Source organism: Microbacterium protaetiae (assembly GCF_004135285.1).
In the GTDB taxonomy this organism is placed as follows: domain Bacteria; phylum Actinomycetota; class Actinomycetes; order Actinomycetales; family Microbacteriaceae; genus Microbacterium; species Microbacterium protaetiae.
In genome coordinates, this window is the sequence record NZ_CP035494.1 from 1,778,255 (window position 1) to 1,803,103 (window position 24,849).

Consider the following 24,849-nt stretch of genomic DNA (forward strand, 5'->3'; position numbering starts at 1 on the left):
GACCCGCCCCCCGAACACACTCGGCGGCCGATTTCATGCCACAGTCTTCCTGTGAGGATCTTCGTGCGCTCGCATCGGTGGGCGGTCTGGGCGCTGGCGGTGTACATCGTCGTGGTGGCGCTGATCGTGCTGACACCCGTGTCGTATTCAGACATCGTGGTCGCCGTCTGGTCGTGGATTCGCAACGACCTCGGCATCGACTCCTTCGGCGCGGGCTGGGTCGAGGCCGCAGGCAACGTCGTGATGTTCGTGCCGCTGGGCTTTCTGCTCACGCTGGTGTTCCGGCATCCCTGGTACGGCACGATCCTTGCGCTCGTGCTGTCGGCCGGGGTCGAGATCGCGCAGATCGTCATTCCCGACCGGGTCGCCAGCGTGCGCGACGTCGTGTCAAACACGCTCGGCGCGGCGATCGGCGCCTTCCTTGCTTGGCTCATCGTGCTGCGACGCGAGCATCGCAAGAGTCGGGCTGCGGCATCCACTGTCTGAATCGTCATCGCCCCTCCTGCACGACCGCCGGTGACCAGGCATGGTGGATGAAGATCGACGGCTTCGATGAGCCGTCGGCGTTCAACTCCCAGATGTCGGAGTCGCCGGGGGTGTCGTTGGGCATGCCATAGAGCAGTGTGTCATCGTCGAGCCATTCGATCTGGTCGTCGATGCTGCGGGTCTCGACATCGAGCACGGTGACCTTCTTGGTGGCGATGTCGTAGACGGCCGGCGTCCAGTGCACGGTGGGGCCGGCGCCCGACACGACGCGCTTGAACGCTATGCGGGTGCCGTCGGGTGACAGCGAGGGGCACTCCACGGTCTTCAGCACCGAGGTGACGGTCTTGGCCTTGATGTCGCCCTTGACCAGATACGTCAGGCCGATAGTGGTCATGCCGACAGTGGCATAGAACGTGTTGTCGTCGACGAACGTGATGCCCCAGAAGTTGCGATCCACGGGCGCGCTGGGTTTGCCGTCGATGAACAGCTTCCAGTCTTCGAGGTTGCCGAAGCTCGACCCGTCGCTGGTCTTGCGAATCACGGTCTCGGTCGAGAACCCGATGGTCGCGTAGGCGTGGCCGGTGACGAAGGCTGTGGTGGCCACCAGCGATCCGTCGGGGGAGAAGCGGGTGCGGCTGGGCACCCCGGGCAGGGGCCACTCGAGCTGCTCGGTGCCCGCGTTGTCGAAGATGCGCGCGTTGTAGGTGGGGGTGATTCCGCGTTCGGAGCGCAGGCACGAAACCTTTGTCTCGATGGCGTCGACGCGATCGCAGGCGATGTCGGTGACGGCCCGCGGGCCGGTGGGATCGCTCAGCGGCACACTGGCGACAAGCCCGTATCCCTCGCCCGCGGCGGTGTTGCGGAACACGATGCGATCACCCTGCGCCCAGTCGGTGGGGGCCACGGTCTGCGCCTGTGAGGGCGCGTTGCTGCGCGCCTGGTACTGCGCCCACGCATACACGCCCACACCGGCGGTCGCACCGAGCGCGAGCACCGAGACAAGGGCGATGACCAGCCATTTGACGCGGGCGCTCACGCCGCGCTCACCCGCCCGCGCGCAGACAGATACGGGCGCAGCAGAAGGGCGATGAGCGGGATCGCGACGATGAGCAGGCCCGAGATGATCCACATCGACGTCTCACGTCCGACCGCGTACCAGAGAAAGCCGAAGCCGGTCGCCGACAGAAACCGGGTCACCGCGACGACCGTCTGTGCGGCGGCGATGCCCGTACCGTGGGTCTCGGGGGTCGTCAGCTGCGCGGCCAGGGCCGCCAGCACACCGTCGGTGGCCGCGTAGAAACCGCCGAGGAACGCCAGGCACAGCAGCGTGGCGGCGATGTCGGCCATCGGCAAAGCCGCGACCAGGTAGGCGGCCAGAAGCCCTATATGCCCGAAAACGAATACACGCGCGCGGCCGACACGATCAGACAGTCTGCCCAGCGGAATCGCGAGCGCGAGGAACGCGATGTTCGTGCCGACGTACAACAGCGGAAACCACGCGGCCGCGAAGTCGCTGCGCGCCTGCAGCACGAGGTAGACGAAACCGTCGCCGATCGTGAGCAGCCCGAGAATGCCCGACGCGGCCAGCACCCGGCGCATCGGCCGTGAGGTGATGACGCCCCAGTCGAACTTCGGCCGCGGCTCGCGGGTGGTCTTGCCCGCGGCATCCCTCGTCTTGGCCAGCGGCTCGCGGGTGCGCACGTTCGGAACGAACAGGCCGAGGATCGTCACGCCGATGATGGCGAACGCGAGCGAGGCCACGAAGATCGTGCCGTAGCCGTTCGGGATCAGCAGCAGGATGATGAACGCTATCAGCGGCCCGACGGCGGCGCCGATGTTGTCGAGCGTGCGGTGCACACCGAACGAGGTGCCGAGGTTGTCGGGGTGCGACGATGCTGTGATGACCGAGTCACGCGGTGCCGTGCGAATGCCTTTGCCGATGCGATCGGCGGTGATCACCGCCACCAGCGCCCCGAAACCGGCGACGAACAGCAGTCCGACGCGGGCGACCGCGGCCACCGCATAGCCGACGAACGCCACCCACTTGGGCTGATCAAGCCGGTCGGAGGTGTACCCGCCGGCGATGCGCACCAGCGCGCTCACACCCTGGTACAGCCCGTCGATGAACCCGAACGCTATCGTCGACAGGCCCAGGTACGCGGTCACATACAGCGGCAGCACCGCGGTGATCGACTCCGACGAGATGTCGGTGAGCATCGAGACGATACCGAAGGCGAACACCGCCGACGACACCGACCGCACACCACGGCGGCGCGGCTTGTCAGAAGGGGTGAGGGATGCCGCGGCCTCGCCGGCCTCGGTCACCTCAGGTTGCTTGGGCTTGTTCGAGAAAGAGATGTACAAAAAAGGGCCTCACTTCGTGCGGAACACGCCGTAGATCGTGTACCTGTTGCCGGTTCCCGTGGTGCCGAACGACAGGGCCACTGACTCATGCGCTCCGACATAGGTGATGGTGCCGTCGGCCGCGGTGCCGCGGCGCAGGCCGAGCGATCCCCACAGCTCCTCGTAGTGCTTCTGCACCGAAGCCTGCGAGGCTGTCGTGGTGGCCACCAGGCTGACCTGCATCGTTGTCTTCTCGGTGGCGATCGAGCTCGACAGCACCGTGGACTTGGTCGCCGGCCCCATCACCTTCTCGGGATAGCCACTGACCAGGCCGTTGTTCTTCGACGCCGTCTTGGGCAGCGGCGCCGAGACCAACGGTGGCTGGGGTGTGATCGATGGCAGCCGGGTGATCGGGGTTGCCGTCGGCGGCAGCACCTCGGAACCTGTCGTCGGCGTCGCCTGCGGCAGCGGACCGATCGTGGGGGCACCGGATGCCGCACCCTTCGCGCCGCCCGGTGCGGTGGACGTGCCCGCGGTCGCACCCGGCGTGCCGTTGCCGGCGGTGCCGTTGCCGCCATTGTTGCCCGAACCGTTCTGCTGCTGCGTGGTCGTGGCCGCCGTGTTCGGGTTCGTGCCACCGCTGAGCAGCGCCGACACCGTGATGATGCCGGCGACCACTATCACTGCGACGACGCCGATCACGATCTTCATCGCCGGTGTCAGCGCCGATCTCCCCATCTCGCGCTGAGCGTTCATGCTCACATCCCCTGTTTACTGCCTCATATCGACGCGTCCACGTGCGCTCATGACGGCACCCGGCGCGGTCGTCCCCGCACCGCCAAGTATGCTGGCGGCCCTTGCACAAGATAGCGCTTGGCGAGCCGCCGTGGTTCCAGCAGCAGCCGCCACGCCCATTCGAACCCCATCCGCACGACCCACCGCGGTGCGCGGCTGACGCGGCCGGCGAGAAAATCGACCACCGCGCCGAACGCCAGCAGCACCCTCGCCCCGCTGAGCAGGCCGTATTGTTCGATCCACTGTTCCTGCCGCGGCTTGCCGAGGCAGACCAAGAGAATGTCCACGCGCGCCGCGCGGATCTCAGCGGCCAGCTGCTGCTGAGCTGCGGCATCCGCCAGCGCCGACCGGTCGGGCGCCCAGTGGCCGGCGAACCGGATCGTCGGCCAGTCGCGCGACAGCCGGTCGGTGAGCAGCCCGGTGACCTCGGTGCTGCCACCGACCACGCCGATGCTCAGGTGGTCGGCAGCAGCCCTGGTCAAGATCGGCTCGATCAGGTCGCTGCCGGCCAGACGTGGGTAATCGACGCCGCTCACGCGCGTGACCTGGGCCGCGATGGGCGCGCCGTCGACGAGGTTGAACCACTCGGGCCCGCGCAGCGCCGCCAACGGTGTGTGCTGCCCGTGCCTGGCGAAGTGATGGATGTGATCGAGATTGATGGATGCCACGGCCAGCGGGCGGCGCGCTTCGGTGCGCGTCGCGGCCATGATGGTGTCGATCGCGTCTTCTTCAGAGACGAGGTGCACCGGGATTCCGGCGATGTCCACCGCCGGAATCGCCCCGAGAGTTCCGAGACCCCAGTGCTCGGATGTCTCTGTCTGCGTCTGTGCCAGGTCTGTCATGAGCTGTCCCCTCGCTCTTTTTTCCTAGGGATCCGCGATCGTGGTTTCGGTGCCTGCCCGTGACGGGTGAGAACGGCGCCAAGTGGGGAGCACGACCGCGGATCCGGTCTGGAGGTCGGGTGGCTAGGCCACCCGACGGATCAATAGGCCCCTTCCGGCTGGAGCATGACCCGCGCCGTGCGCCACATGATCATCAGGTCGGTCATGACCGACCAGTTCTCCACGTAGCGCAGGTCGAGGCGCACGCTCTCGTCCCAGGAGAGGTCGCTGCGGCCGCTCACCTGCCACAGGCCGGTGATACCCGGCTTGATGAACAGGCGCCGCGAGACGTCGCCGTCGTACTCGACGACTTCGCTCGGCAGCGGCGGCCGGGGGCCGACGACGCTCATGTCGCCGGTGAGCACGTTCCAGAACTGCGGCAGTTCGTCGAGCGAGAACTTGCGCAGCACCGCGCCGATCCGGGTCACCCGCGGGTCGCGCTTGAGCTTGAACAGTGGGCCGGCGCCCTCGTTCTCGGTCTGCAGCTCGGCCAGCCGCGCTTCGGCGTCGACGACCATGGTGCGGAACTTCAGGATCTTGAACTCGCTGCCGTCACGCCCGATGCGGGTCTGGCGGAAGAAGACCGGACCGTGGTCTTCGAGCTTGATGAGCAGGGCCAGCGGCACACCGATGAGCGTGATCGGGATCAGCGCCAGTGTCGCCACCGCGACATCCATCGTTCGCTTGAGAACGTGACGTGCTCCCTCGAACTCGGGGATCTTCACGTGGATCAGCGGCATCCCATCGAGCGGGCTCAGTGAGATGCGGGGGCCTGCGACGTCGGCCAGTCGGCTGGACAGAATGAGTTCGGATGCGGCGCCTTCCAACTCCCAGGAAAGGCGCTTGATGAACTCCCCGTCCAGCCGACTTGCCACCACGACGGAGTCGGCTTCCAACATCCGCGCGCGGTCTGCCACCGTTTCCGTTGTCCCCACAACGGGAATGGTGTGACCCTCGACGACGATGCGGTCGACCGATGCGTCGGCGAGAGCCACGCCGACGATCGTGAACGCATGGCACGAGTCCTGCAGAATCTGCCGGACCACGTACTCGACATCGTCACGCGTGCCGGTCACCAGCGTGCGCGCGGCATAGTGCCCGTACGCACGCTGGCCGATCAGCCAGCGTCGCCACGTCCACCGTCCGACAAGGACGGCGAACAACCCCAGCGGCAAGGCGACCATCAACTGCATCCGCACGCCGTGCCACTGGAAAACCACAAATGTCATCGCGACGATGCCGAACGCGAGCCCTGTCGCGTGCGCCACCCGCTTGTATTCGCCCGCGCCCGAACCCAGCACGGTCGTCGACCGCGTGCCGAACAGCGTCAGCGTCGTCGTCCACACCAGCGCGGTCATGAGGCCGATCAGGGTCAGACCCCACACATTGGCGCTGGCGCGGTCGAGCAGCAGGTTGACCGCGCCGGCGGCGGCGACGGCCGCGATCACGAGCGCGGCATCGGTCACCCGCAGGCGTCGGCGCAGCCGGCGCTCCCACAGCCGGCGGCGTTCGAGCGAGGGCTGCAGGCGCGGCGCCACGGCCGCAGCGCGATGAAGAGTTCCCGCAGCCGGGAAGGGCAGAAGATGGCCCGCCTCAGCCGGCTGCAGAGAATCGAAGAGGGCGACGCGCGGCGTGCTGAACGCCGCGTGCGTCGAGGCCCTTTCGAGTGCCGTCGCTGATTGCACGTCGACGGCAGTCATTTCGCACACCCCCAGGTGTGCACGCGCAAACGCGCGTCCCCAGTAGACATTCGCTCCCCAGTAATGTCTGGGCGACGTCCCGGTCACCCAATTTCCCCAGATTCACCGCATCCCAAATGCGGTCATCGATGCGTCCCACCGCCTCGATTGCCAGTCACTCTACAGTGTTCCCTCGGCGAGCGAAAGCACTTCGATGAGAAATGTCACATGACGTCGTGGTGAACATCCGCGTGCGCCTCGCCGAGCGCGGGGTGACCCCGTGCGACGATGCCTGCATGGAGCCCCTCGAGGTCGTCGCCGCCGTCATCGTCGACGGCGATCGCGTGCTCGCCTGCCGGCGCCGTGAGGGCAAGGTCGACGCGGGCAAGTGGGAGTTCCCGGGCGGCAAGATCGAGCCGGGGGAGTCCGCGGCTGTGGCGCTGGCGCGCGAGATCCGCGAAGAGTTGGGCGTGCAGGTGCGGGTCGGTGAGGTGCTGCGTTCTGATGTGACGGATGCCGCGGGTCGCAGCATCCGGCTCACGTGTATGTCTGCCGTGTTGGCCGAGGGGCGGCCTGTCTCGAGCACCGATCACGATCGGCTCGAGTGGGTGCGCCCGGCAGAGCTGCCGATGCTCGACTGGGCCGAGCCCGATCTGCCGATGGTGGGGGAGATCGCGGGGGTGTGAGGGGTGGCGCGGGGGCTGTCTGGGCCTACGCGGGCTCCCGTGCGTGGCTCTTCGCCGTGCCTGACGCGCCGGGGCTTTCGTCGCCCCCGCGCCGCGGACTTTCGCCGAGACAAGGGATTCGCGCCGAGACCCAGGGCGTCGCACTTGGTTTCGGGCGGAATCCTTTGTTTCGGCGAGGTGAGGGGGATCGACGGGAGGCGACGCAACGCGCCGATGACGACATCGAAGCGGTCGCAGACCATTTCGTGGCAGGGGTGCCCCGGATGCGGCTCACGCCTTCGTTGCCGAGCTCGAAGCCCTCAGAGACCTGATCAGCGAGTACCCGGGCATCGGGTTGGCGAGTGTCACTGGCTGCGCCGTTCCGCACCGCTCCATGCTCCGGCGTGCTGGCCGGCGGCGGTGGATCAGAGGAGCAGCGCGGTTCGATCTGGGAGCGGGCAGTTCGCAATCTGGGAGGGAACGGCTGAGTTCTCCCGCAGCCACGACTCGAGACCGGTGTCGATGTATCCCGCAAGGTTCAGGACGGTCTCATGCATTTCGGACACTCTGATGCGCCGCACTGAGCCGTCCTTGCGACGCTCACCCGCAAGTGGCACGCCCCAGACGATGTGCTCGTGGTGCGCGACGCGGTTCCGAAGTGACTGGACGCGTCGGGCGGCGGTCTCCACCGTTGAGCGGTCGAAGTTGCCAACGTTTGGGAAGGCGTTTCGCAATGCGGGCTTCCAGAGCAACGTGTCGTATATTCGCCGCTCACGATCTTCACCGCTGCCCTGATAGCCACCGCGACCGAGAACCTTGACCCAGAAGCCGAACATGAGAGTCGCCACCAGCTTGCCGTGCAAAACCTCCGGTGGCGCGTCGAGCGTGCTCAGCCGACCGACTCGCCACGCTTCGCCGACCAGCTTGAGCGTGTCATCATCCAGCAGATCTGTTCGCCGATACCAGTAAAGCCCGTGTGCCGCCGCCAGCTCGCGAGCCATAGCTGAGCGCATCGCGACCTCGAGAGTTGAGAGATCGTCAAATGTCGCGAGAGCAATTCGGCTTGCCCAGCGGTACAGGTCCATCGGGTCTACGGCGGTTCCGTTGCAAGCGGCGTCGTACCGGTGGAATCGGGCTTCTGGGATGGTCGCTCGGAGTCGGTGCATTGGGTCTCTCTCGCGCGCGTTGCGGCCTTAGCTCTCCTGGCTTACGATGGGTGCATAGCCCCCGGCGCAGCGCACGTGAGTGTGACGGCCGGGGTTCATTTTTGTCCTCGTTGCTCCAGCTCGGACTTTGCTTCCGCTCCGCTCGCGGAGGTTGGTCGGGCACATTCGTGACGATCCGCTACGCGCCAGGCCAGTTCTACGACAGTGACAGGCGGCTCCGGAGCCGTCATATGCCGCTTTTGTGTCTTCTCGTTCTACCAGAAGGCTCCGACGCCGTGCGTTCGCCGAGCACGCGGGCATGGGCCTTCGCCGAGACTCATTCCGTGCGTTCGCCGAGACCTGGCTGCGGACTTTCGCCGAGACAAAGGATTCGTGCCGAGACCCAGGGCGTCGCACCTGGTTTCGGGCGGAATCCCTTGTCTCGGCGGGGCACGCCGCGGGCATGGCCGTGACGCGCCGAGGGTTCGATGGCAAACCTTGCCAAGCTGCATACGATGGGCGCGTGGCCACGATGAATGTGTCGCTGCCCGACGCCCTCAAGGATTTCGTCGAGCAGCAAGTCAGACAGCGCGGGTTCGGCACGAGCAGCGAGTTCGTGCGCGAGTTGATCAGGCGGGAGCAGGCGCGAACGCGGCTGCGCGGAATCGTGAGTGAAGGCATGTCGTCGGGCCCGGGTTCTGAATTGGATGCCGCATACTCTGATCGGCTGCGCGAACGTGTCGATCGCGCGAAGCTGGTCAGAGGGGAAGTCATGGGCGAGTCAGCGGTCGTCGACTATCCGTCGTACACGAACGCGCGCACCCACTTCAAGGATGTTCTCGATGCGACCGACCGCGGTCAGACCGTGACGGTCGCTCGTGAAGGCCGCGTGTCTGCTGTCGTTCCTGCAGAGCGGCTTCGCGAGTTCTTTTTCCGGACGGTCTCTCCCCACGTCCAGCTCGCCCGCGAGAACGACCGGGTGATCGCACTGATGGCTGGCCGCTCGTTCGTCTCGGAAGGCGCCACGGTCGATGACGCTCTCGCGGATCTGCTGCTGTCGTTGCGCGAGTACGCCGAAGACTGGGAGACGCGACTGCAGCACGCATCCAACCACCGTGAGAACTGGGCACTGGTACAGCTGATCAAGCTCTCCTCCGACCAGGAGGTCCTGGAGTGGTTTGAGCGCGGCGGTGAGTGAGAAGCATCCTGTCCCCACTCGCGAGGACCACGACGACTTCTGTGTCAACGAGAGGTGGGCGCTCGTCACGGGAGCTGCAGGCAAGTCGGTCACACACCACAAGACCTACGAGTTGACGCTCTGGGACGGTCGCATCCTCCGGACGCGCATCTCCCGTCCGATCGATCGGACGGACTACGTGGCACGGATGTGGTCGCACATCCTCCGCAATCAGCTCGAAGTCACCGCCGACGTCTTCTGGCTCTGTGCCAGGGATGATGTTCTGCCCGATCGCGGCGCGCCCGAGGTCGCGCCGTCGCGCAAGACTGTGCCGCTGTATCTCGTGCGCGAGCTCACCCGGCTGGGGGTCTCAGAATCGGAGGTCCTCGGCCTGGATGCTGCCTCCGCTGCGCAGCTGTACCCCAACCTGCTGGCGGAGTAGAGCCTCGCCTTGCCGTCCCGAAGACAACCGAGCACCGTCAAGCTTCCGGCCCCGCAGCATCCGTAGTGCACCGCGTCAGCCTGGTCAAGCCCCCGGCATCACGGCGGTGTCCGTGCCTAGCGTGTGCATATGACCGATCTCAACGCGAAGCTGAGTGAAGCGATCTCATGAACCGGGTGCTGAAGAAACTGGAGTCCGCACGCGATCTCGACCGGATCACGCTACCGCTCAGCGGTTTCGTGAACCGACTGATCCCGGTCGGGAAGGTGCGTGACCTGCTTCATGGCGTTCCGCTCGGCCATCCTCTGCACCCGATGCTCGTACAGGTTCCGGTCGGCGCCTGGTTGTCGGCGGTGGTGCTGGACAGGATGCCGGGGACCGGGCGTTCTGCCACGGTTCTGATCGGGCTCGGAACGGCAGCTGCCGTGCCGGCGGCCGCCTCCGGGATTTTGGACTGGGCAAAGGCTCACGAATCGCAGATGAGGGTGGGCGTCGTGCACTGGGCGGCGAACGCCGTCGCGGTCGGCTGCTTCGCGGCATCCTTTGTCCAGCGCGTGCGCGGGCGCACCGCGGCGGGCAAGCGGCTCGCGCTGGCGGGGCTCTCTGCGGCGACGATCGGCGGCTACCTGGGCGGCCATCTGGCCTATCGTCAGGCGCTGGGTGCCAATCATGTGGAGGACATCCCGCACGTGTTGGCCGAGGGGTGGCACGCTGTGGCTGCGCTTGACGAGCTGCCCGACGAGGCCCTGACCCGACGCGTGGTCGACGCGGTTCCAGTTCTGCTCTACCGAGAAGGCGAGAAGGTCACGGCTCTGGCCGACCGGTGCTCTCACCTGTCCGGACCTCTTCATGAAGGAGCGCTCGACGACAACCCCGAGAAGGGGATGTGTGTGGTGTGCCCCTGGCACGGCAGCACGTTCTCTCTGCAGGACGGGTCTGTCGTGCATGGACCGGCCACCAGCCCGCAGCTGCGGTTCCGCACGAGGATCAGCGAAGGTCAGGTCGAGATCTCACTCGCCGCGTGAGACTCGTCGATGCCTCTGATCGACGCCGCCAGCGGAACGAGCTGCGTGCGCAGGTACTCGGCGTAGCCTCCTTCGGCGCGGCCGTACTGCCGCCCGCTCGTGCGCACCCACGCACCGTCCGACGCGATGATGGATGCACCTCGCATCCGCACCTGTTCGATAAGGCGCACATCCTCGTGCAACGGGATCGGCGGGAAGCCACCGGCGTCGACCAAAACGCTTGCGCGGGTGCCGAGGTTCGCGCCGTGGACGTGACCGTTCGCGACACCGGGCGTGTGGGTCGCCCACCACGCATCCGTCTGCTCCCGGGTCAGGTCGCGGAAGTCGGGACGGACGGTGCCGATCACGACGTCGGCCCCCTGCTCGGCGAGCATAATCTGGTGCGCGAGCCAGTGCAGCGGGACGGTGGAGTCGGCGTCGGTGTGCGCGATCCACAGCCGTGCGGGCGGCACGTGCGCGAATGCGCGGAGCGCGGCTCGCACCCCGGCATCGCGGGCGATTCCAACCGAGCCGGCTTCAACCGCGCTCGTGCACACGGGAAAGCGTGCGGCGATGAGTGCCGATCCGTCTGTGCAGGCGTCGAGGACCACGTGTATGGAGGTGATCGCGCGTACCGCGCGCGCTGCGGCCACGAGAGATTGCAGACAGCCCGCGATCAGCTCTTGCTCGTCGTGCACCGGAACGACGACCGCAATGACATCGACGGTGCTGTCGAGGCTTCTCGCAGGTAGTCCTCTCACGGCCACACCCCGGTTCTGGTAGCGACCGAGTGGAGCCGATCCGGGCGCGCGAAGACCTCCAGGATGAAGTCCTCTTCGAGGTGCCGCACTGACGGCGACAGGTTCGCGTGCAAACGGATCGTGTCGTGGACCGCGGCTGCCGACAGTGGGGCTCTGGGAATCGGATGTCTCCAGTGGCAGGCGACGAGCTCGCCATCCACGTCGAGCGATTGGTCGATGCGCGCGAGCACCGCGTCGAGATCTGACGCCGTCCAGTAGTAGGCGATCTCGGACAGCACGATGAGGTCGAAACATCCCTCGGGCCAGTCCGCGAGCAGATCCACCTGCTCCAGCCGCACGTTCCCAACGTCGGCAAGTCGATCGTGTGCACGCTGGAGCGCGTGCGCGGAGGCGTCCACCGCCACGACGTCGGTGGCGCGGTCGGCGAGGACCTGCGTGAATGCGCCGGTTCCGGCGCCGAGTTCCAAAACGTGCCGGTACCACTCCCGGGGCAGGCACGCAGCGATCACGTTCCGCTTGCGCTGCTCGTACCATCGGGAGTCGACGCCCCAAGGGTCGGAGCGACGCGCGTAGCGCTCGTCGAACCACGAGGCGCCGACGCTCGGAGCGGGCTCGGGCTGAATGAACACCTCGAACGCGCGGTCGAAGTGCCGCAGCATCTCGCCGTGAAGAATCGCCTCGTCGCCGGGCTCGTCTGACAGCGGCTCGATCTGGCTCACGTGGCGCCGCAGCGCCTGCGCCTTTGCCGCCCGCGCGGCCTCATCGAGGTGCAGGACGCACCAGCTGTCGGGGACCGACGATGCCGGATCCCCCCAGTGCCAGAACCAGATCGGGTAGCCGATGACACGTGCGCCGACCGTGCGCAGTTCGCACGCGATCTCGCCGAGCACGCGGTGGTCGCGGTGCCCATCGCCCCACCAGGGGACGGCGAGCACCGTCGCGGTCCCTTCTGTGCGCGACAGCAGGTTCTGCAGGTGCTGCCGCACCGCCGGTGCGGCCTCCCGGATCTTGCCATCGGGGAACCCGGCCAGGTGGATCTCTGCCCGCGGCGCGAGATCCGCTATGGCATCCAGCACTTCGTGCCGGCGTTCGCGGCGCAGATCGCGAGGAGAGGGAGAAGCCGGATGGGACGACCCGCCGTCGGTCATGACGACGACCGTGACAGGGATGCCGCGTCCGGCGGCCGTCGCGATGAGACCGCCTGCCCCCAGCGTCTCGTCGTCGGGGTGCGCGGCCAAGACGATGAGTCGTTCCATGTCCAGGGCTACCTCCGGCGCGGCATGCCAGGGCGCGGCATCCGCCCACGCGTCCTCCGACGTTCCCGGTTCTCGATGGTCGAAGCTCACGCCCATCACGCCACGACCGATCGCCCCAGTCGGGCAAGGTCGCGTTCGGCGTGATGCTGACGCAAGTAGATCCGCAGATCCGCGACGCGGCGCGCGTGCTGCTCGTCTGTGGTCAGCGGGCCGGGACCGAGTCCATGGTCGGCGAGCGTCAGCACGCGCTCGGCGGCTCCGGCAGCAACGGCGCGCACTCGTTCGGCCAGCTCACGCGGGTGGGAAGTCGTCGGCGCGTCGACCCGCCTGGCAGCATCGGCGAGGACGACCTTCGCCGCCCACTGTTCGGCATCCGCCTCACCGCACAGCAGCTGTGCGATCTGGTCGGCATTCGGGCGCCTGGCCGCCTCGGCCAGCGCATCGATGATCGGGATGACACTTCCCCACCAGACGGCGGCAACGCCCATCCCGCCCCAGCGGAAGCCGGGCCGATGCAGGTACCACTCCGGGTCCCCGACCGGGGCGGCCGGTGTGTCATCGAAGTCGACCGCTGCGCTGACAATCGCGCGCAGGCCGCGAGCTGTCCACGGCCCGGTGTGCGGGTGCACCGACGGGGCTTGCAGCGGCACGGCGAACAGCCGGCGGGACTGCGGTGAGACCCAGGCAGTGATCAGGGCGTGGGTCAACTGGGCCGCCAGAGAGCACCAGGGTTTGGTGCCACGGAGCCGCCAACTCCCCGAAGCGTCCTGGTATGCGTCCAATCGCGTGGCGCCTTCGGCCGCGAAGACGCCCCAGGATGAGTGCTCATCCGCGCCGAGACCATCCACGCCATCCGACGCAATGCCGCCCGCTGTGCGTGCCTCGTCGAGGATGGCGAGTGCGTCCAGGTGCGGTTCGAGAATCCGCGCCGCACCGACATCCAACGCCGCCGCGGTCGCCAGCGCGCTCCAGCGGTCGGCCGTCCGCCCCTGCCCGGGAAGAGGGATGCGTCCGGAAAGTCGCACCGCCCACTCGATAGTGGCCTCTACCTGCGTCCCGAGCCCGCTGACCTCCGCGGCGGCGCGTTCGACCTCGCGCGCTGTCTCGGACGGCGCGTCGGTGAGGGTGAGTGCAATGCCGCTGCGGTCGGCGGCCGGGCTCATTTGACCGCCGGTGAACGGTTCTCGGCGCTGACCATCCAGGACAGTTGCTCGAGAGTGGACAAGATGTCGTGCAGGATGTCGGCGGTTGTCGGGTCGTCTTCGTCCACGGCGTCGTGCACCCCGCGAACGGTGCCGATCGTCGCGTCCAGCCGTTCGGTGATCAGGTCCACGGTCGTCGTCGTGTCGATCTCTCCCTGTGGATACTCCGGAAGGGTCGTGGTCTCGGTAACGGTGTCGCTGCGTCCGTCCGGGAGGGCGTGCAGTGCGCGCATGCGCTCGGCGATCACGTCGCTGAATCGGCGCGCTGCCGCGACGACCTCATCGAGCTGGAGGTGCGTGTCACGGAAGTTGGTGCCCACCACGTTCCAATGCGCCTGCTTACCCTGCAGGGACAGTTCGATGAGATCGACGAGGACGCTCTGAAGATGATTCTTCAGCCCGGCAGAAGCGAGGAAACCCTTCTCTTCGTTCTGCTCGGCCGTGCGCTTGGCACCCGAGCCGCCGCTCGCGGTGCGCCGGCGATTCTTCGGTGGTGTCTTGCCTGCCATGTCGTTCCTCCTTGTAGATGATGACCGTGTCACGCGCCAGGGCATCCGTCGCGGGGGTTGACTCTCGGTTCTGCCGGGGTATAGGCGGCTGTGTGCTGATGCGTGGGCACGCTCTTGTCAACCCCGTGGGCGTCATCGGGCGTCCCGGATAGCGTCGGGCGGGACTGCGGAGGATGTCATGCCGAGACGATGTGGATGGAACAGTCTGAAGGATCCGGAGCTCATCTCGATGCTGCGCCATCGCTGAATGCGGGGAGAGACACCGTGGCCAGGCTGGTGCGCGTGCGACCCGACACCGATCCCGGATTCCGACGTGTGCGGGCGGGGAGCACGTTTCGCTACCTCGCTGAGGACGGTGCACCTGCCAGCGACAGCGATCAGAAGCGCATCCGTGCGTTGGTGATCCCGCCGGCATGGGAGGACGTGTGGATCGCCCGTGAGCCGCTTGCGCATATCCAGGTCGTCGGCACGGATGCGGCCGGGCGCCGGCAGTACCTGTATCACCCTCGGTGGCGCGCTCCCCGCGATCGTCGCAAGTTCGCTCGTGCGCTGGCTCTTGCCGCGGCGCTCCCGCAGGCTCGGACGCGGGTCACCGTGGCGCTACGTGGGGAAGGGCACGATCGCGAGCGTGTCCTCGCCGTCGCGTTCCGGCTGCTTGATGAGGCGGCTCCGCGCGTCGGCTCGGCGCGGTACCTCGCCACGCATGGCAGCAGGGGACTGACGACGCTGCGGCGACGCGACGCATCGGTCGCAGAACGGGTGGTCACCCTGTCGTTTCCCGCCAAGAGCGGCAAGCGTGCGCTGCTTGAGATCGACGACGCCGATCTTGCGTCGACGATCGCCATGCTGGTCTCGCGCTCTCCGCGATCGCCGCTGCTGTGGTACCCCGAGGGCCGGCGGCAGCGCGCGCTGACCCCGGCGGACGTGAATGCGCACGTGCGCGCACTCACCGGCGGGCGCTTCACCGCCAAGGACTTTCGGACTCTGCGCGGCACGATCCTCGCCGCTGACGCCCTCGCGCGCATCGGCACGGTGGACACCGCCGGGCAGCGCAAGCACGCGGAGGCCCTCGCGGTGCAGGCGAGCGCCCAGGCCCTCGGAAACACCGCATCGGTCGCCCGCGCCAGCTACATCGATCCGCGCGTCTTCCAGCGCTACCGGCAGGGCCGCTTGCTCGAGCTTGACGTCAGCCCCGAGACAGCCATCCGCCGACTCTTGGCTGCGACCGGCCGATCAGGATGAAGACAGCGGTGCGGCGATCTCCTCGACTTCCCGGAGAGCCGACTCGCGATGGCACCGACGATAGTGACCTCGGCCCTTGACATGACGGGGATGCTCCCGCATGCGGTCTGCTTTCGCGCCACGAGCATGGCGGAGGAGATCGCCTCACACGCGGTCTACACCGTGAACGATCCATTGGCCACCCCCTTGTGACCGACCCTCACCCAGCGCAGTCTCCAAGCACACGGGTACGCCCGGACAACCCGGATCGGGAGGAATCCATGTCACGACGCAGCTCTGCCGCCCCGATCGCTGAAACCGTCTACGGCATTGATCGACTCTTGCGAAACGTGCGCACCGGTCGGTTCGAGCGAAGCCTGGCGGCTCTGACGGCCGCAGGAGCACTGGTGACCACCGCCGAGATCTTCTTCGAGCACGACAAGGCAAGCTTCGGCAACCGGTGGATGTGGGCGCCTATCGTGCTCGGACCTGTCGGGGCCGTTGCCGGCATCGCGGGAGTGTGCAGTAAGCGGGCGGCGAAGACGCTGCTGCCGCTCGCGTCGGCGACGATCATCGCCAACGGGGTCCAGGGCCTGTGGCTGCATGGCCGGGGGATCAGACAGAAGCCGGGCGGCTGGCGCAACTTCCGCTACAACATGGAGATGGGCCCGCCCCTGATGGCGCCCCTTCTGGTCACCCTGGTCGGCGGGATGGGGTTGCTGGCAGCGATTCTGAGGCGTGAGAAGTGAACACTCTTCCCCTCGAGCCGTCGCAGGGCGGCGGCCGGTATCCCCACTTCGACGTGAGCACACAGGCACGGCATTGGGACGATGCGACGCGCGCGGTCGTCCAAGGGCGCCTGGGGCGACAGCCCGCGATCCGCTTCTTCACGGAAAAAGAGGAGGCAGCGGCATCCGCGCTGTTCGATCAACTCCTCTCTCAGCGCGCCGAGCCGCGCATCCCCGTCGTGCAGATGGTGGACGCGCGGCTGGCCGAGAACCAGACCGACGGCTGGCACTACCGCACGATGCCCCCGGATGCACAGGCGTGGCGCGACTCCCTCGCCGGCCTGGACGCCGACGCGCGGACAGTGCACGATGTGACATTCGCCGAATGCCGGTGGGCGCAGCAGACCGCGTTGCTGCAGGCGATTCAGGATCTGGGCACTCAGCGCTGGCACGGCATGGTGGCCGCACAGGTCTGGAGCCTCTGGACGCGCTACGCCTGCACAGCCTTCTATTCGCACCCGTGGGCGTGGAACGAGATCGGCTTCGACGGTCCTGCCTACCCCCGGGGGTACAAGAACCTCGGCCTCGACAAACGAGAACCGTTTGAGGTCGCTGACGCGCACCCTCGCCACGACCCGGTCGCCTCGCGACGGGCGAGCGGAGATGCACGATGAGTGCGGTGCGCGAGCGCAACGAGTCGGCGTGGTTGCTCAATCCGGCCGGATCGCAGCTCGTGCCGGAGCTGCGGGAGGGCATGCGCACTTTCGATGACGATGATGAGATCGATCTCGTGATCGTCGGCTGTGGAGCGGGCGGCGCGACACTTTTGCAACGCGTGGCGCGGACGGGGATGTCGGTCGTCGGGATGGATGCCGGGCCGTTCTGGGAGCCCGAGACGGACTGGGTCAGTGACGAGGCGGGCTCGCACGATCTCTATTGGACCGAGCCACGCGAGATCGGCGGCGATGATCCCGTTCCCCTGGGGTCGAACAACTCCGGCCGCGGCGTCGGCGGCTCCATGGTCCACTATGCCGGGTACACGCCCCGCTTTCACCCGAGCGACTTCCGCACACTGTCCACCGACGGCGTCGGTGCCGACTGGCCGTTCGAGTACGCCGAGCTGAAGCCGTACTACCAGCAGATCGAAGAGGAGCTTCCGGTCTCGGGCCAGCACTGGCCGTGGGGAGATCCGCATTCGTACCCGTACAGCCCGCACCCCGTGTCGGGCAACGGCGAAGTGTTCCAGCGCGGCGCACAAGCGTGCGGCATCGCCACCAGGGTCGGCCCGGTGGCGATCACGAGCGGGCGCTTCGGCAACCGTCCGCACTGCATCTACCGCGGCTTCTGCCTACAGGGATGCAAGGTCAATGCCAAGGCGTCGCCGTTGATCACGCACGTTCCCGATGCCCTCGCGCACGGCGCCGAAGTGCGTCCGGACTCGATGGTCACTCGTATCGAGATCGACCAGCGGACCGGCCGTGCCACCGGCGTGCACTATGTGCGCCGCGGGGTGCAGCGCTTCCAACGCGCGCGCACCGTGGCCGTGGCGGGGTACTCCATCGAGACGCCGCGGCTGCTGCTGAATTCGACATCCGACCGCTTCCCGAACGGCCTGTGCAACGACTTCGACCAGGTCGGCCGATACCTCATGGTGCAGGGCGCGCCGCAGACTGGCGGTCGCTTCGCTGCCGAGGTGCGGATGTGGAAGGGCCCTCCGCCAGAAGTCAGCACCGAGGACTTCTACGAGACCGACCCGAGCAAGCCCTATAAGCGCGGTTTCTCGCTGCAGACCGTCTCGCCGTTGCCCATCACATGGGCCGAGCACGTTGCCGCTCAGGGACATTGGGGGGCCACGCTGCGCGACTATATGAGCGACTACGTGCACTGGGCCTGCCTCGGAGCGCTCTGCGAATTCCTGCCGCGGCCGGAGAACCGGGTGACGCTGGCCGGTGAGAAGGACCGGCACGGGACGCCGGTTGCCCGATTCGACTACACCCAGAGCGAGAACGATAAGGCGCTCGTCAGTGCGGCCACGGCCGTGATGGAGCGCATCCTCACCGCGGCCGGCGCCGAAGAGGTCATGACCATCGACCGCTATGCCCACCTGGTCGGAGGTGCCCGGATGGCGGCATCCGAGCAAGAAGGTGTCGTGGACGCCGACTGCCGCAGCTTCGCGGTGCCGAACCTGCTGATCGTCGACGGGAGCGTGCTGCCCACTCAGGGCAGCGCGAACCCGGCCCTGACGATCATGGCGATCGCCGCACGCGCCGCAGACCGCTTCGTCCGGGCACCGGACGGCGACGGACGCAGAGAGAAGGGACAGTCATGGCAACGGTGAGCGACTTCGTGATCCAGCGCATCAAAGAGTGGGGTGTCAATCGGGTCTTCGCCTTTCCGGGCGACGGCATCGGCGAGTTCGATGGAGCCCTCGGCGCAGCACAACGCGCCGACGACGGGCTGCAGTACGTGCGCCCCACGCACGAGGAGATCTGCTCGCTGATGGCGACAGCTCACGCCAAGTTCACCGGTGAGGTGGGTGTGTGCATCGCGACCTCGAGTCCCGGCGCCTTCCATCTGCTCAACGGGCTGTATGACGCGCAGATGGACAACCAGCCGGTCGTTGCCATCATCGGGCAGCAGGGGCTGGATGCGCTGGGCACCTTCACGCAGCAGCAGAGCAACCTCGAGCGCACCCTGTCGGACGTCGCGGTATACGTGCAGACCGTCGTCTCACCCGCGCAGGCGCAGGCTGTCGTGGACACTGCGTTCCGCACCGCGAGGGTGCGGCTCGGGCCGGCCGTGGTCATTCTGCCGCACGATGTGCAGGGGATGGAGATGCCCGAGCTGCAGCCCGCGAACTGGGTGTCTCGCTCCAGCGCCGTCGCCCCTTCGATCGCCGTGACCCCTCCCGAGGCCCAGATCCGTCAGGCTGCGGCCATCATCAACGCCGGCAGCCGGGTGACCTTCCTCGTCGGGCACGGCGCGAACGGTGCGACAGATGATGTTCTGAAGGCCGCGGAGCTGTGCGGTGCCGGGATCATCACCACACTTCGGGCAAAGCAGGTGGTGCCGTCCGACATCCCGTATCACTCCCAGCAGTTGGGACTGCTGGGCTCGCTGCCCAGCGTGCACCAGATGAACGGCTGCGACACGCTCGTGCTGCTGGGCACGAACTACCCCTACAGCCAGTTCCTGCCGCCCAGCGGACAGGCCCGCGCCATTCAGGTCGACCTCAAGCCGGAACAGATGGGGCTGCGCTATCCCACCGAGCTGAACCTGTGGGGCGATGTGAAATCCACGCTGACCGGGCTCATTCCGCTTCTGGAGGAGAAGACCGATCGGGCCTGGCAGAACACGGTGGCCGAAGAGATGACGGCGTGGGAGAAGGAGATGGAGGCCCAGGCGCACGTCGAATACGACGATGGGGTGAACCCGCGTCGGGTGTATTTCGAGCTCAACAAGCGCCTGCCGCCGCAGGCGATCGTCACCGCCGATGCTGGTTCGACCGCGGACTGGTATGGGCACCACATCCGGCTTCGACGCGGCATGATGGGCGACCTCTCCGGCCGCCTGGCCACCATGCTCGCGGCCATGCCCTACGCCACGGCCGCGAAGTTCGCCTACCCCGAGCGGTGCGTGGTCTGCACGATCGGCGACGGCGCGTTCCAGATGCTCGGTCTGAACGAGCTGATCACGATCAAGAAGTACCTGCACGAGTGGGAGAACCCGCAGCTGATCATCATGGTGCTGCATAACAACGACCTCACCCAGGTGTCGTGGGAGATGCGCACCGAAGACGCGAACCCGGTCTGGCCCGAATCGCAGGATGTCGAATCCGTCGACTACGCCGGATGGGCGAAGCTGCTCGGGTTCACCGGCATCCATGTCACCACCGATGACGAGGTCGCCGCCGCCTGGGACACCGCCTTCGCCACCCGCGGGGTCACCCTCATCGACGCGCATACGAGCAAGAACGTGCCCCCGCTTCCTCCGCACATCACGCTCGAGTTCGCCAAGAACACCGCCGAAGCGCTGCTGCGGGGCGATCCCGAGGAACCGACCGTTCTGATCGACTCCGCCAAAGCACTGGTCACCGAGGGTATCGAGCGCATCAAAGACACCCTTCACCATGACAAGAAGCGCGACGACTGAGGTCACACGGATGATGGACCCGCAGATCGATTGTCTCGACGTTCACGCGTACACCGTGCCGACCGACGAGCCCGAAGCAGACGGCACTATCGCATGGGATTCGACGACCATGGTGTTGGTCCAGGCTCACGCCGGCGGGGTTGTCGGCACCGGATGGACGTATGGGGCCGCACAATGCCGTGCCGTGATCGGCAGTACCCTGGCGCCGCTCGTGGTCGGTCACAGTGCGCTGGAGACCGGACGTTGCTTCCAGTCGATGGTTCACGCGGTGCGCAACAGTGGACGACAAGGTGCTATCGGCTACGCCATTTCGGCGGTGGACACGGCACTGTGGGATCTGAAGGCTCGGCTGCTGGAAGTTCCGCTCTACCGGTTGCTGGGCGCGGTGCGCGACACGGTTCCGGTCTATGGGAGCGGCGGATTCACGACCTATTCCGACCGGAGGCTGGCCGAGCAGCTCGGCGGCTGGGTGCACGACGAGGGCATTCCTCGGGTGAAGATCAAGATCGGGCAATCGTGGGGCACCGAGGTGCGGCGCGACCTGCAACGCATGCGGCAAGCGCGGGAGGTGATCGGCCCGACCGCCGAGCTGTATGTGGACGCCAACGGCGCCTACGCCCGCAAGCAGGCCATCCGGCTCGCGCATGCGGCGGCCGACCTCGACGTGCGATGGTTCGAAGAACCGGTCAGCTCCGACGATCTTGCGGGGCTTCGCGAGGTACGCAATGCCATCGATGCCGACGTCGCCGCCGGCGAGTACGGTTTCGACCTCGTGTACTTCCGTCGCATGTGCCAGGCACAGGCCGTGGACTGTCTGCAGATCGACGCCTCGCGCTGCGGCGGAATCACAGAGTGGTTGCGGGGTGCCGCGGTCGCGGCATCCTATGGGCTCGACGTGTCGGCGCACTGCAGCCCGCACCTGCACGCGCATGTGGCGGCGGCGACACCGAATCTGCGCCATCTGGAATGGTTCCACGACCACGTGCGGATCGAGACGCTGTTCTTCGACGGCGTGCTCGACCCGCGGGGCGGGATGCTGGTGTTGGACGGCACTGCGCCCGGCACCGGGCTCACCCTGCGCGAGAACGACGTCGCACGCTTTCGGGTGAGCTGACGGGCGGAGGTCTCAGTGTGAACGTGCGATGGCAGAACGAGCTGGAACGACCCTGGATCGGCATGACGACAGAGTCGATGACCGACGTCGAGCGGGCCCGCGCCGAACTGGCTGACGACGTGGCCGCGCTGAAGGCGAAAGTGCAGGATGCCGCACGCTTTCGCCGTCGCGTCGTGCCCGCCGTCGGTACCGTGCGTGTGCGGAGGGATGGCGACCTGGGTCGTGGTTGTCGCGGGGCTGGTGCTTCTCGTCGGTGCGCGCAGGCGGCATCGGCGGCGCGGCCTCGCCAGAGACGGCGCGTACCTCCGGCCGAGCTGACCTTGACGAGACCTGAGGAACGGTTCGGCCGCGTACATTGCCACTACGCCGTTGGCAAGCCCCTTCTGGTCTCGGAACGCCCGAGCTACGTTCGTCGAACAAGTGAAGGTCGGTCGCCATGGACGTGTACGAGCAATCACCGCGTGATGGCCTTCGGACTGCCACCATCCGAGAGCTTCTCGTCGAGTTGGATGGCATCGAGAAGGAGCGCGAACAGAAAGACTGTTTTCGACTGCGATCACGCGAGCGCGGAATCTGTGCAGAACTCGCGCGGCGGCGACACGATGGTCTCCGTCCAGAGTGGCGCTCGGCGCTGGGGGAAGCGGAGGAAGGGGTCGGCTGACAGCGAGCCTCCATCGCGTCCGTCATAACGTTCATCGGCGGAACAGCCAGCGAGATGCTCATCGTCCGATCTCGCACAGGATGGCGCCGACGGGGCGGCGACCTCGCTCGGAATCTTCACGCGGCGCCCGCGGCATCCCGCTTCATCGGATGCGGATCTGTGTTGTCGGATCCGGGCGGAGTCGTTCGTTGAGTGGTTGAGAGGTGCCCAATGCGTGGGCGCCGAAGCGATGGCGAACAACGATGGAGCTCACGACCATCCCTCGACGGAGTGACACAGGGCAATGGCGGCACGACCGAAGACCGGAGCGGATCGCCCCGTGTCGGAACCGACTGAGAGGCTGTGAACATGGCGGACATCGAGGACGTTCGAGCGCTGGGCGCGGAGTTGGAGCGCTCCTACCATGCCTACGTGCGCGGGCGGTTGAAATTCCGCGTCGGTCAGATGGTCTACGTCGCGTTCTCCGACGACGAGAGGGTGATGGGGTTCGCCTTCCCCAAGGAAGAGCGGGAAGCTCTCGTCGGGGGAAATCCGCGCAAGTTCCAAATGCCCTCGCACTCAGACCTGCGCTTCAACTGGGTCCACGCCGACCTCGCGGCCCTGGAGGCGGCCGAGGCCCGCGAACTCGTCGTCGATGCCTGGCGCATGGTCGTTCCCGCGAAGGTCTCCCGCGCCTACGATCTGGCGCATCCCGCGGGCCCGCAGTCAGCCTGATGCGCGACCCGAGTGCTTATTCACACCGAAGGAGAAGATGCTCGCATGCAGTACTTCGTTTCTGTGATCGATGACAAGAGCAATCCCGGCAGTACGGACAGGCGGCCAGCGATCAGCGAGTTCAACGAGCGTCTCATCGCCGGCGGCCACTGGGTGTTCGCAGGTGGGCTTGCCGACCCTGACGCCGCCACGGTGATCGACAACAGGGGTGAGCGGCCGGTGTTCAGCGACGGACCCTTCGTGGAGTCGAAGGAGTACCTCGCCGGTGTCTGGGTGTGGGAGGCGCCCGATCTGGATGTCGCCCTCGCCCTCGCCGCCGAGGCGTCGAAGGTGTGTGACCGCAAGCTCGAGGTGCGACCGTTCCAGTGAGTGACGTCGAGGACGCCATCACCCAGGCATACCGGGGCGAGTGGGCCCGCGTAGTCGCCGGTCTGGCACGGCGGTTCGGCAATCTCGACCTCGCCGAGGAGGCGGCGGCCGAGGCCTTTGCGACCGCGGTCGCTCGATGGCCGACCGACGGTGTGCCGCCCAATCCGGGTGCGTGGCTCACCACCACCGCTAACCGCAAAGGTATCGATCGGCTCCGGCGCGAGAGCCAACGTGCCGGCAAGCACAGGGAGGCTCAGGCGATGTTCGATGACGAGCTGCCCGAGCCGATCGGTGCCATCGGCGACGACCGGCTGCGGTTGATCTTCATCTGCTGCCATCCAGCGTTGGCGATTCAGAGCCGGGTGGCACTGACTCTGCGCATGGTCGGCGGCCTGACCGTGGCCGAGATCGCCCGCGCGTTCCTTGTCTCCGAGAGCACGATCGGGCAGCGGATAACCCGCGCCAAGGCCAAGATCAAGGTAGCTCGCATCCCGTACCGGATGCCGACTGCGGCGGATCTGCCCGACCGCGTCTCGGGAGTGCTCACGGTGCTGTTCCTGGTCTTCAACGAGGGCTACTTGGCGACCGGTCCAGGCACCGACCCGATACGCGCAGACCTCACGAGCGAGGCGATCCGGCTCACTCGCCTGGTCCGCGCTCTCATGCCGCAGGACGGCGAGGTCACTGGGTTGCTGGCGCTGATGATCCTCAACGAGGCCCGGCGCACCGCCCGGATCTCCCAAGACGGCGAACTGATTCCACTCGATGAGCAGGACCGGGGCGCCTGGGACCCGGCGCTCATTGCCGAGGGCCATCGGTTGGTGCGCGAGCGCCTTGCCGCTGCGGCAGCCGGTGAGGTTCCCGGTCGCTACCAGATCCTCGCAGCGATCAGCGCCGTGCACACCTTCGCCCGCGAGATGGGTGACACCGACTGGTCGCAGATCCTCGCACTCTACGATCAGCTCGCGCGCCTCGACCCGTCGCCGATCGTCGCCCTCAACCGGGCCATCGCGGTCGCCGAGGTGGACGGTCCGAGAGCCGCCCTCGCCATCGTCGACCGGCTTGAAGACGCATTGCACGGCTATCACGCCTGGCATGCGACGCGCGCCGACCTTCTGCGCAGAATGGGCCGCGGTCAGGATGCCCGTGCCGCTTACGACAAGGCCATTGAATTGGCAGGCAACATCGCCGAAGCGGCGTACCTGATACGCCGTCGCGATGAGCTGCGGTAGCGCGCGTTCAGCCGGCGGTACTCGTCCGCCGAGTGCCCGTCACGGCCCATTCGGTGCAGCCCGAGGTGCTCCCTCCTCCTGGTCCGCGGAAGCTGATCTACTCGGCACCGGAGTTGGCGTGAGCCCCACATAGGTGACGTCTCGTGGGCGCGCCTGCCGGTTGTTCGGATTCACAGTGGTATCGCACTTGTTGTCACAGAGAGGGTTAGCACCAAGACACGAACACTTCGAAGGCGCGCTGTGCGCGGTGTAGTCGCCCAGGTACAGGCGCACGTGGTCACCGTCCGTCACCGACACAGACGCACCCACCCAC

The 24,849-nt window shown here is 67.0% G+C and carries 25 protein-coding genes; 15 read left to right on the forward strand and 10 right to left on the reverse strand.

All coding sequences use genetic code 11. The features are described 5' to 3' along the window. Window positions 1-51 precede the first annotated feature (51 nt). A complete protein-coding gene (locus tag ET475_RS08215; RefSeq protein WP_165310836.1) occupies window positions 52-486 on the forward strand; it encodes a VanZ family protein in 435 nt (144 codons plus the stop codon). A gap of 4 nt (window positions 487-490) precedes the next feature. Here ET475_RS08215 and ET475_RS08220 read toward each other — a convergent pair whose 3' ends face one another. The 5 genes from ET475_RS08220 to ET475_RS08240 all read right to left on the reverse strand — a co-directional run bounded on the left by ET475_RS08220 (window position 491) and on the right by ET475_RS08240 (window position 6,205). After that, entirely contained in the window at window positions 491-1,522 is a 1,032-nt protein-coding gene (locus tag ET475_RS08220) for a PD40 domain-containing protein (protein WP_129388444.1), read from the reverse strand. Next, on the reverse strand, window positions 1,519-2,850 hold the full coding sequence (locus ET475_RS08225; RefSeq protein WP_422879936.1) for an MFS transporter: 1,332 nt from the start codon (window positions 2,848-2,850) through the stop codon (window positions 1,519-1,521). Before ET475_RS08225 ends, ET475_RS08220 begins: the two co-directional genes overlap by 4 nt. 9 nt (window positions 2,851-2,859) lie before the next feature. Then, on the reverse strand, window positions 2,860-3,591 hold the full coding sequence (locus ET475_RS08230; protein WP_129388447.1) for a hypothetical protein: 732 nt from the start codon (window positions 3,589-3,591) through the stop codon (window positions 2,860-2,862). A 41-nt stretch (window positions 3,592-3,632) separates the two neighbouring features. Further along, window positions 3,633-4,466, reverse strand: coding sequence for a WecB/TagA/CpsF family glycosyltransferase (locus tag ET475_RS08235; RefSeq protein ID WP_129388451.1), 834 nt, complete (start codon window positions 4,464-4,466; stop codon window positions 3,633-3,635). 140 nt (window positions 4,467-4,606) lie between these two features. Continuing rightward, window positions 4,607-6,205 (reverse strand): sugar transferase, encoded by a 1,599-nt coding sequence (locus ET475_RS08240; RefSeq protein WP_129388454.1) that lies wholly within the window; start codon window positions 6,203-6,205, stop codon window positions 4,607-4,609. A 200-nt stretch (window positions 6,206-6,405) separates the two neighbouring features. On the opposite strand from ET475_RS08240, the gene ET475_RS08245 reads away from it, so the two are divergent. Next, window positions 6,406-6,870, forward strand: a complete 465-nt coding sequence (locus ET475_RS08245; protein WP_242497811.1) for a (deoxy)nucleoside triphosphate pyrophosphohydrolase — start codon at window positions 6,406-6,408, stop codon at window positions 6,868-6,870. Window positions 6,871-7,274: 404 nt separating this feature from the next. Here ET475_RS08245 and ET475_RS08250 read toward each other — a convergent pair whose 3' ends face one another. Continuing rightward, on the reverse strand, window positions 7,275-7,934 hold the full coding sequence (locus ET475_RS08250; RefSeq protein ID WP_129388457.1) for a CAAX protease: 660 nt from the start codon (window positions 7,932-7,934) through the stop codon (window positions 7,275-7,277). A gap of 583 nt (window positions 7,935-8,517) precedes the next feature. On the opposite strand from ET475_RS08250, the gene ET475_RS17960 reads away from it, so the two are divergent. From ET475_RS17960 to ET475_RS08265, 3 genes are all read left to right on the forward strand, one after another. Continuing rightward, window positions 8,518-9,192 (forward strand): ribbon-helix-helix domain-containing protein, encoded by a 675-nt coding sequence (locus tag ET475_RS17960; RefSeq protein WP_207205442.1) that lies wholly within the window; start codon window positions 8,518-8,520, stop codon window positions 9,190-9,192. Further along, window positions 9,185-9,613: a cytotoxic translational repressor of toxin-antitoxin stability system gene (locus tag ET475_RS08260; protein ID WP_129388460.1), complete on the forward strand. Its 429-nt coding sequence runs from the start codon at window positions 9,185-9,187 to the stop codon at window positions 9,611-9,613. The genes ET475_RS17960 and ET475_RS08260 overlap by 8 nt, the downstream gene beginning before the upstream one ends. Window positions 9,614-9,780: 167 nt before the next feature. Then, a complete protein-coding gene (locus ET475_RS08265; protein WP_129388463.1) occupies window positions 9,781-10,638 on the forward strand; it encodes a Rieske (2Fe-2S) protein in 858 nt (285 codons plus the stop codon). On the opposite strand, the gene ET475_RS08270 is transcribed toward ET475_RS08265, so the two are convergent. The 4 genes from ET475_RS08270 to ET475_RS08285 are packed head-to-tail and all read right to left on the reverse strand — an operon-like array spanning window position 10,611 to window position 14,345. Further along, complete coding sequence (locus ET475_RS08270; RefSeq protein ID WP_242497812.1) at window positions 10,611-11,378, reverse strand: glycosyltransferase; 768 nt, start codon at window positions 11,376-11,378, stop codon at window positions 10,611-10,613. The genes ET475_RS08265 and ET475_RS08270 overlap by 28 nt on opposite strands. Then, a complete protein-coding gene (locus tag ET475_RS08275; protein ID WP_242497813.1) occupies window positions 11,375-12,724 on the reverse strand; it encodes a bifunctional PIG-L family deacetylase/class I SAM-dependent methyltransferase in 1,350 nt (449 codons plus the stop codon). Before ET475_RS08275 ends, ET475_RS08270 begins: the two co-directional genes overlap by 4 nt. Window positions 12,725-12,729: 5 nt before the next feature. Next, window positions 12,730-13,797 (reverse strand): acyl-CoA dehydrogenase middle domain-containing protein, encoded by a 1,068-nt coding sequence (locus ET475_RS08280; RefSeq protein WP_129388466.1) that lies wholly within the window; start codon window positions 13,795-13,797, stop codon window positions 12,730-12,732. Then, window positions 13,794-14,345 carry a Dps family protein gene (locus tag ET475_RS08285; protein ID WP_129388469.1) on the reverse strand — a complete coding sequence of 184 codons (552 nt, stop codon included), beginning with the start codon at window positions 14,343-14,345 and terminating at the stop codon, window positions 13,794-13,796. Before ET475_RS08285 ends, ET475_RS08280 begins: the two co-directional genes overlap by 4 nt. A gap of 264 nt (window positions 14,346-14,609) precedes the next feature. Here ET475_RS08285 and ET475_RS08290 point away from each other — a divergent pair, with 264 nt between their 5' ends. From ET475_RS08290 to ET475_RS08330, 10 genes are all read left to right on the forward strand, one after another. Then, window positions 14,610-15,587: a DNA topoisomerase IB gene (locus ET475_RS08290; RefSeq protein WP_207205443.1), complete on the forward strand. Its 978-nt coding sequence runs from the start codon at window positions 14,610-14,612 to the stop codon at window positions 15,585-15,587. A gap of 260 nt (window positions 15,588-15,847) precedes the next feature. After that, a complete protein-coding gene (locus ET475_RS08295) occupies window positions 15,848-16,315 on the forward strand; it encodes a hypothetical protein (RefSeq protein ID WP_129388472.1) in 468 nt (155 codons plus the stop codon). Continuing rightward, the gene (locus tag ET475_RS08300; RefSeq protein WP_129388475.1) at window positions 16,312-16,968 is read left to right on the forward strand and encodes a gluconate 2-dehydrogenase subunit 3 family protein; all 657 of its coding nucleotides are present in this window, start codon (window positions 16,312-16,314) and stop codon (window positions 16,966-16,968) included. The genes ET475_RS08295 and ET475_RS08300 overlap by 4 nt, the downstream gene beginning before the upstream one ends. Then, window positions 16,965-18,632 carry a GMC family oxidoreductase gene (locus ET475_RS08305; protein ID WP_129388478.1) on the forward strand — a complete coding sequence of 556 codons (1,668 nt, stop codon included), beginning with the start codon at window positions 16,965-16,967 and terminating at the stop codon, window positions 18,630-18,632. Before ET475_RS08300 ends, ET475_RS08305 begins: the two co-directional genes overlap by 4 nt. Further along, on the forward strand, window positions 18,620-20,446 hold the full coding sequence (locus tag ET475_RS08310; RefSeq protein WP_129388482.1) for a thiamine pyrophosphate-requiring protein: 1,827 nt from the start codon (window positions 18,620-18,622) through the stop codon (window positions 20,444-20,446). Before ET475_RS08305 ends, ET475_RS08310 begins: the two co-directional genes overlap by 13 nt. A 10-nt stretch (window positions 20,447-20,456) precedes the next feature. Then, window positions 20,457-21,560: an enolase C-terminal domain-like protein gene (locus ET475_RS08315; protein ID WP_129388485.1), complete on the forward strand. Its 1,104-nt coding sequence runs from the start codon at window positions 20,457-20,459 to the stop codon at window positions 21,558-21,560. Window positions 21,561-21,996: 436 nt separating this feature from the next. Then, window positions 21,997-22,221 carry a hypothetical protein gene (locus tag ET475_RS17830; protein WP_165310838.1) on the forward strand — a complete coding sequence of 75 codons (225 nt, stop codon included), beginning with the start codon at window positions 21,997-21,999 and terminating at the stop codon, window positions 22,219-22,221. A gap of 348 nt (window positions 22,222-22,569) precedes the next feature. Further along, entirely contained in the window at window positions 22,570-22,935 is a 366-nt protein-coding gene (locus ET475_RS08320) for an MmcQ/YjbR family DNA-binding protein (protein ID WP_129388488.1), read from the forward strand. A 45-nt stretch (window positions 22,936-22,980) separates the two neighbouring features. Further along, window positions 22,981-23,304, forward strand: a complete 324-nt coding sequence (locus ET475_RS08325) for a YciI family protein (protein WP_129388491.1) — start codon at window positions 22,981-22,983, stop codon at window positions 23,302-23,304. Beyond that, window positions 23,301-24,536, forward strand: coding sequence for an RNA polymerase sigma factor (locus ET475_RS08330; RefSeq protein ID WP_129388494.1), 1,236 nt, complete (start codon window positions 23,301-23,303; stop codon window positions 24,534-24,536). Before ET475_RS08325 ends, ET475_RS08330 begins: the two co-directional genes overlap by 4 nt. Window positions 24,537-24,849 lie beyond the last annotated feature (313 nt).

Bases quoted from the DNA above. Each gene is read 5' to 3' on its own strand.
- ET475_RS08305 (WP_129388478.1), top strand. From the start codon at position 16,965: ATGAGTGCGGTGCGCGAGCGCAACGAGTCGGCGTGGTTGCTCAATCCG.
- ET475_RS08240 (WP_129388454.1), bottom strand. From the start codon at position 6,205: ATGACTGCCGTCGACGTGCAATCAGCGACGGCACTCGAAAGGGCCTCG.
- ET475_RS08250 (WP_129388457.1), bottom strand. From the start codon at position 7,934: ATGGACCTGTACCGCTGGGCAAGCCGAATTGCTCTCGCGACATTTGAC.
- ET475_RS08245 (WP_242497811.1), top strand. From the start codon at position 6,406: ATGTCACATGACGTCGTGGTGAACATCCGCGTGCGCCTCGCCGAGCGC.
- ET475_RS08280 (WP_129388466.1), bottom strand. From the start codon at position 13,797: ATGAGCCCGGCCGCCGACCGCAGCGGCATTGCACTCACCCTCACCGAC.
- ET475_RS08320 (WP_129388488.1), top strand. From the start codon at position 22,570: ATGGCGGACATCGAGGACGTTCGAGCGCTGGGCGCGGAGTTGGAGCGC.
- ET475_RS08325 (WP_129388491.1), top strand. From the start codon at position 22,981: ATGCAGTACTTCGTTTCTGTGATCGATGACAAGAGCAATCCCGGCAGT.
- ET475_RS08235 (WP_129388451.1), bottom strand. From the start codon at position 4,466: ATGACAGACCTGGCACAGACGCAGACAGAGACATCCGAGCACTGGGGT.
- ET475_RS08285 (WP_129388469.1), bottom strand. From the start codon at position 14,345: ATGGCAGGCAAGACACCACCGAAGAATCGCCGGCGCACCGCGAGCGGC.
- ET475_RS08265 (WP_129388463.1), top strand. From the start codon at position 9,781: ATGAACCGGGTGCTGAAGAAACTGGAGTCCGCACGCGATCTCGACCGG.
- ET475_RS08315 (WP_129388485.1), top strand. From the start codon at position 20,457: ATGATGGACCCGCAGATCGATTGTCTCGACGTTCACGCGTACACCGTG.
- ET475_RS08295 (WP_129388472.1), top strand. From the start codon at position 15,848: ATGTCACGACGCAGCTCTGCCGCCCCGATCGCTGAAACCGTCTACGGC.
- ET475_RS17830 (WP_165310838.1), top strand. From the start codon at position 21,997: ATGGACGTGTACGAGCAATCACCGCGTGATGGCCTTCGGACTGCCACC.
- ET475_RS08310 (WP_129388482.1), top strand. From the start codon at position 18,620: ATGGCAACGGTGAGCGACTTCGTGATCCAGCGCATCAAAGAGTGGGGT.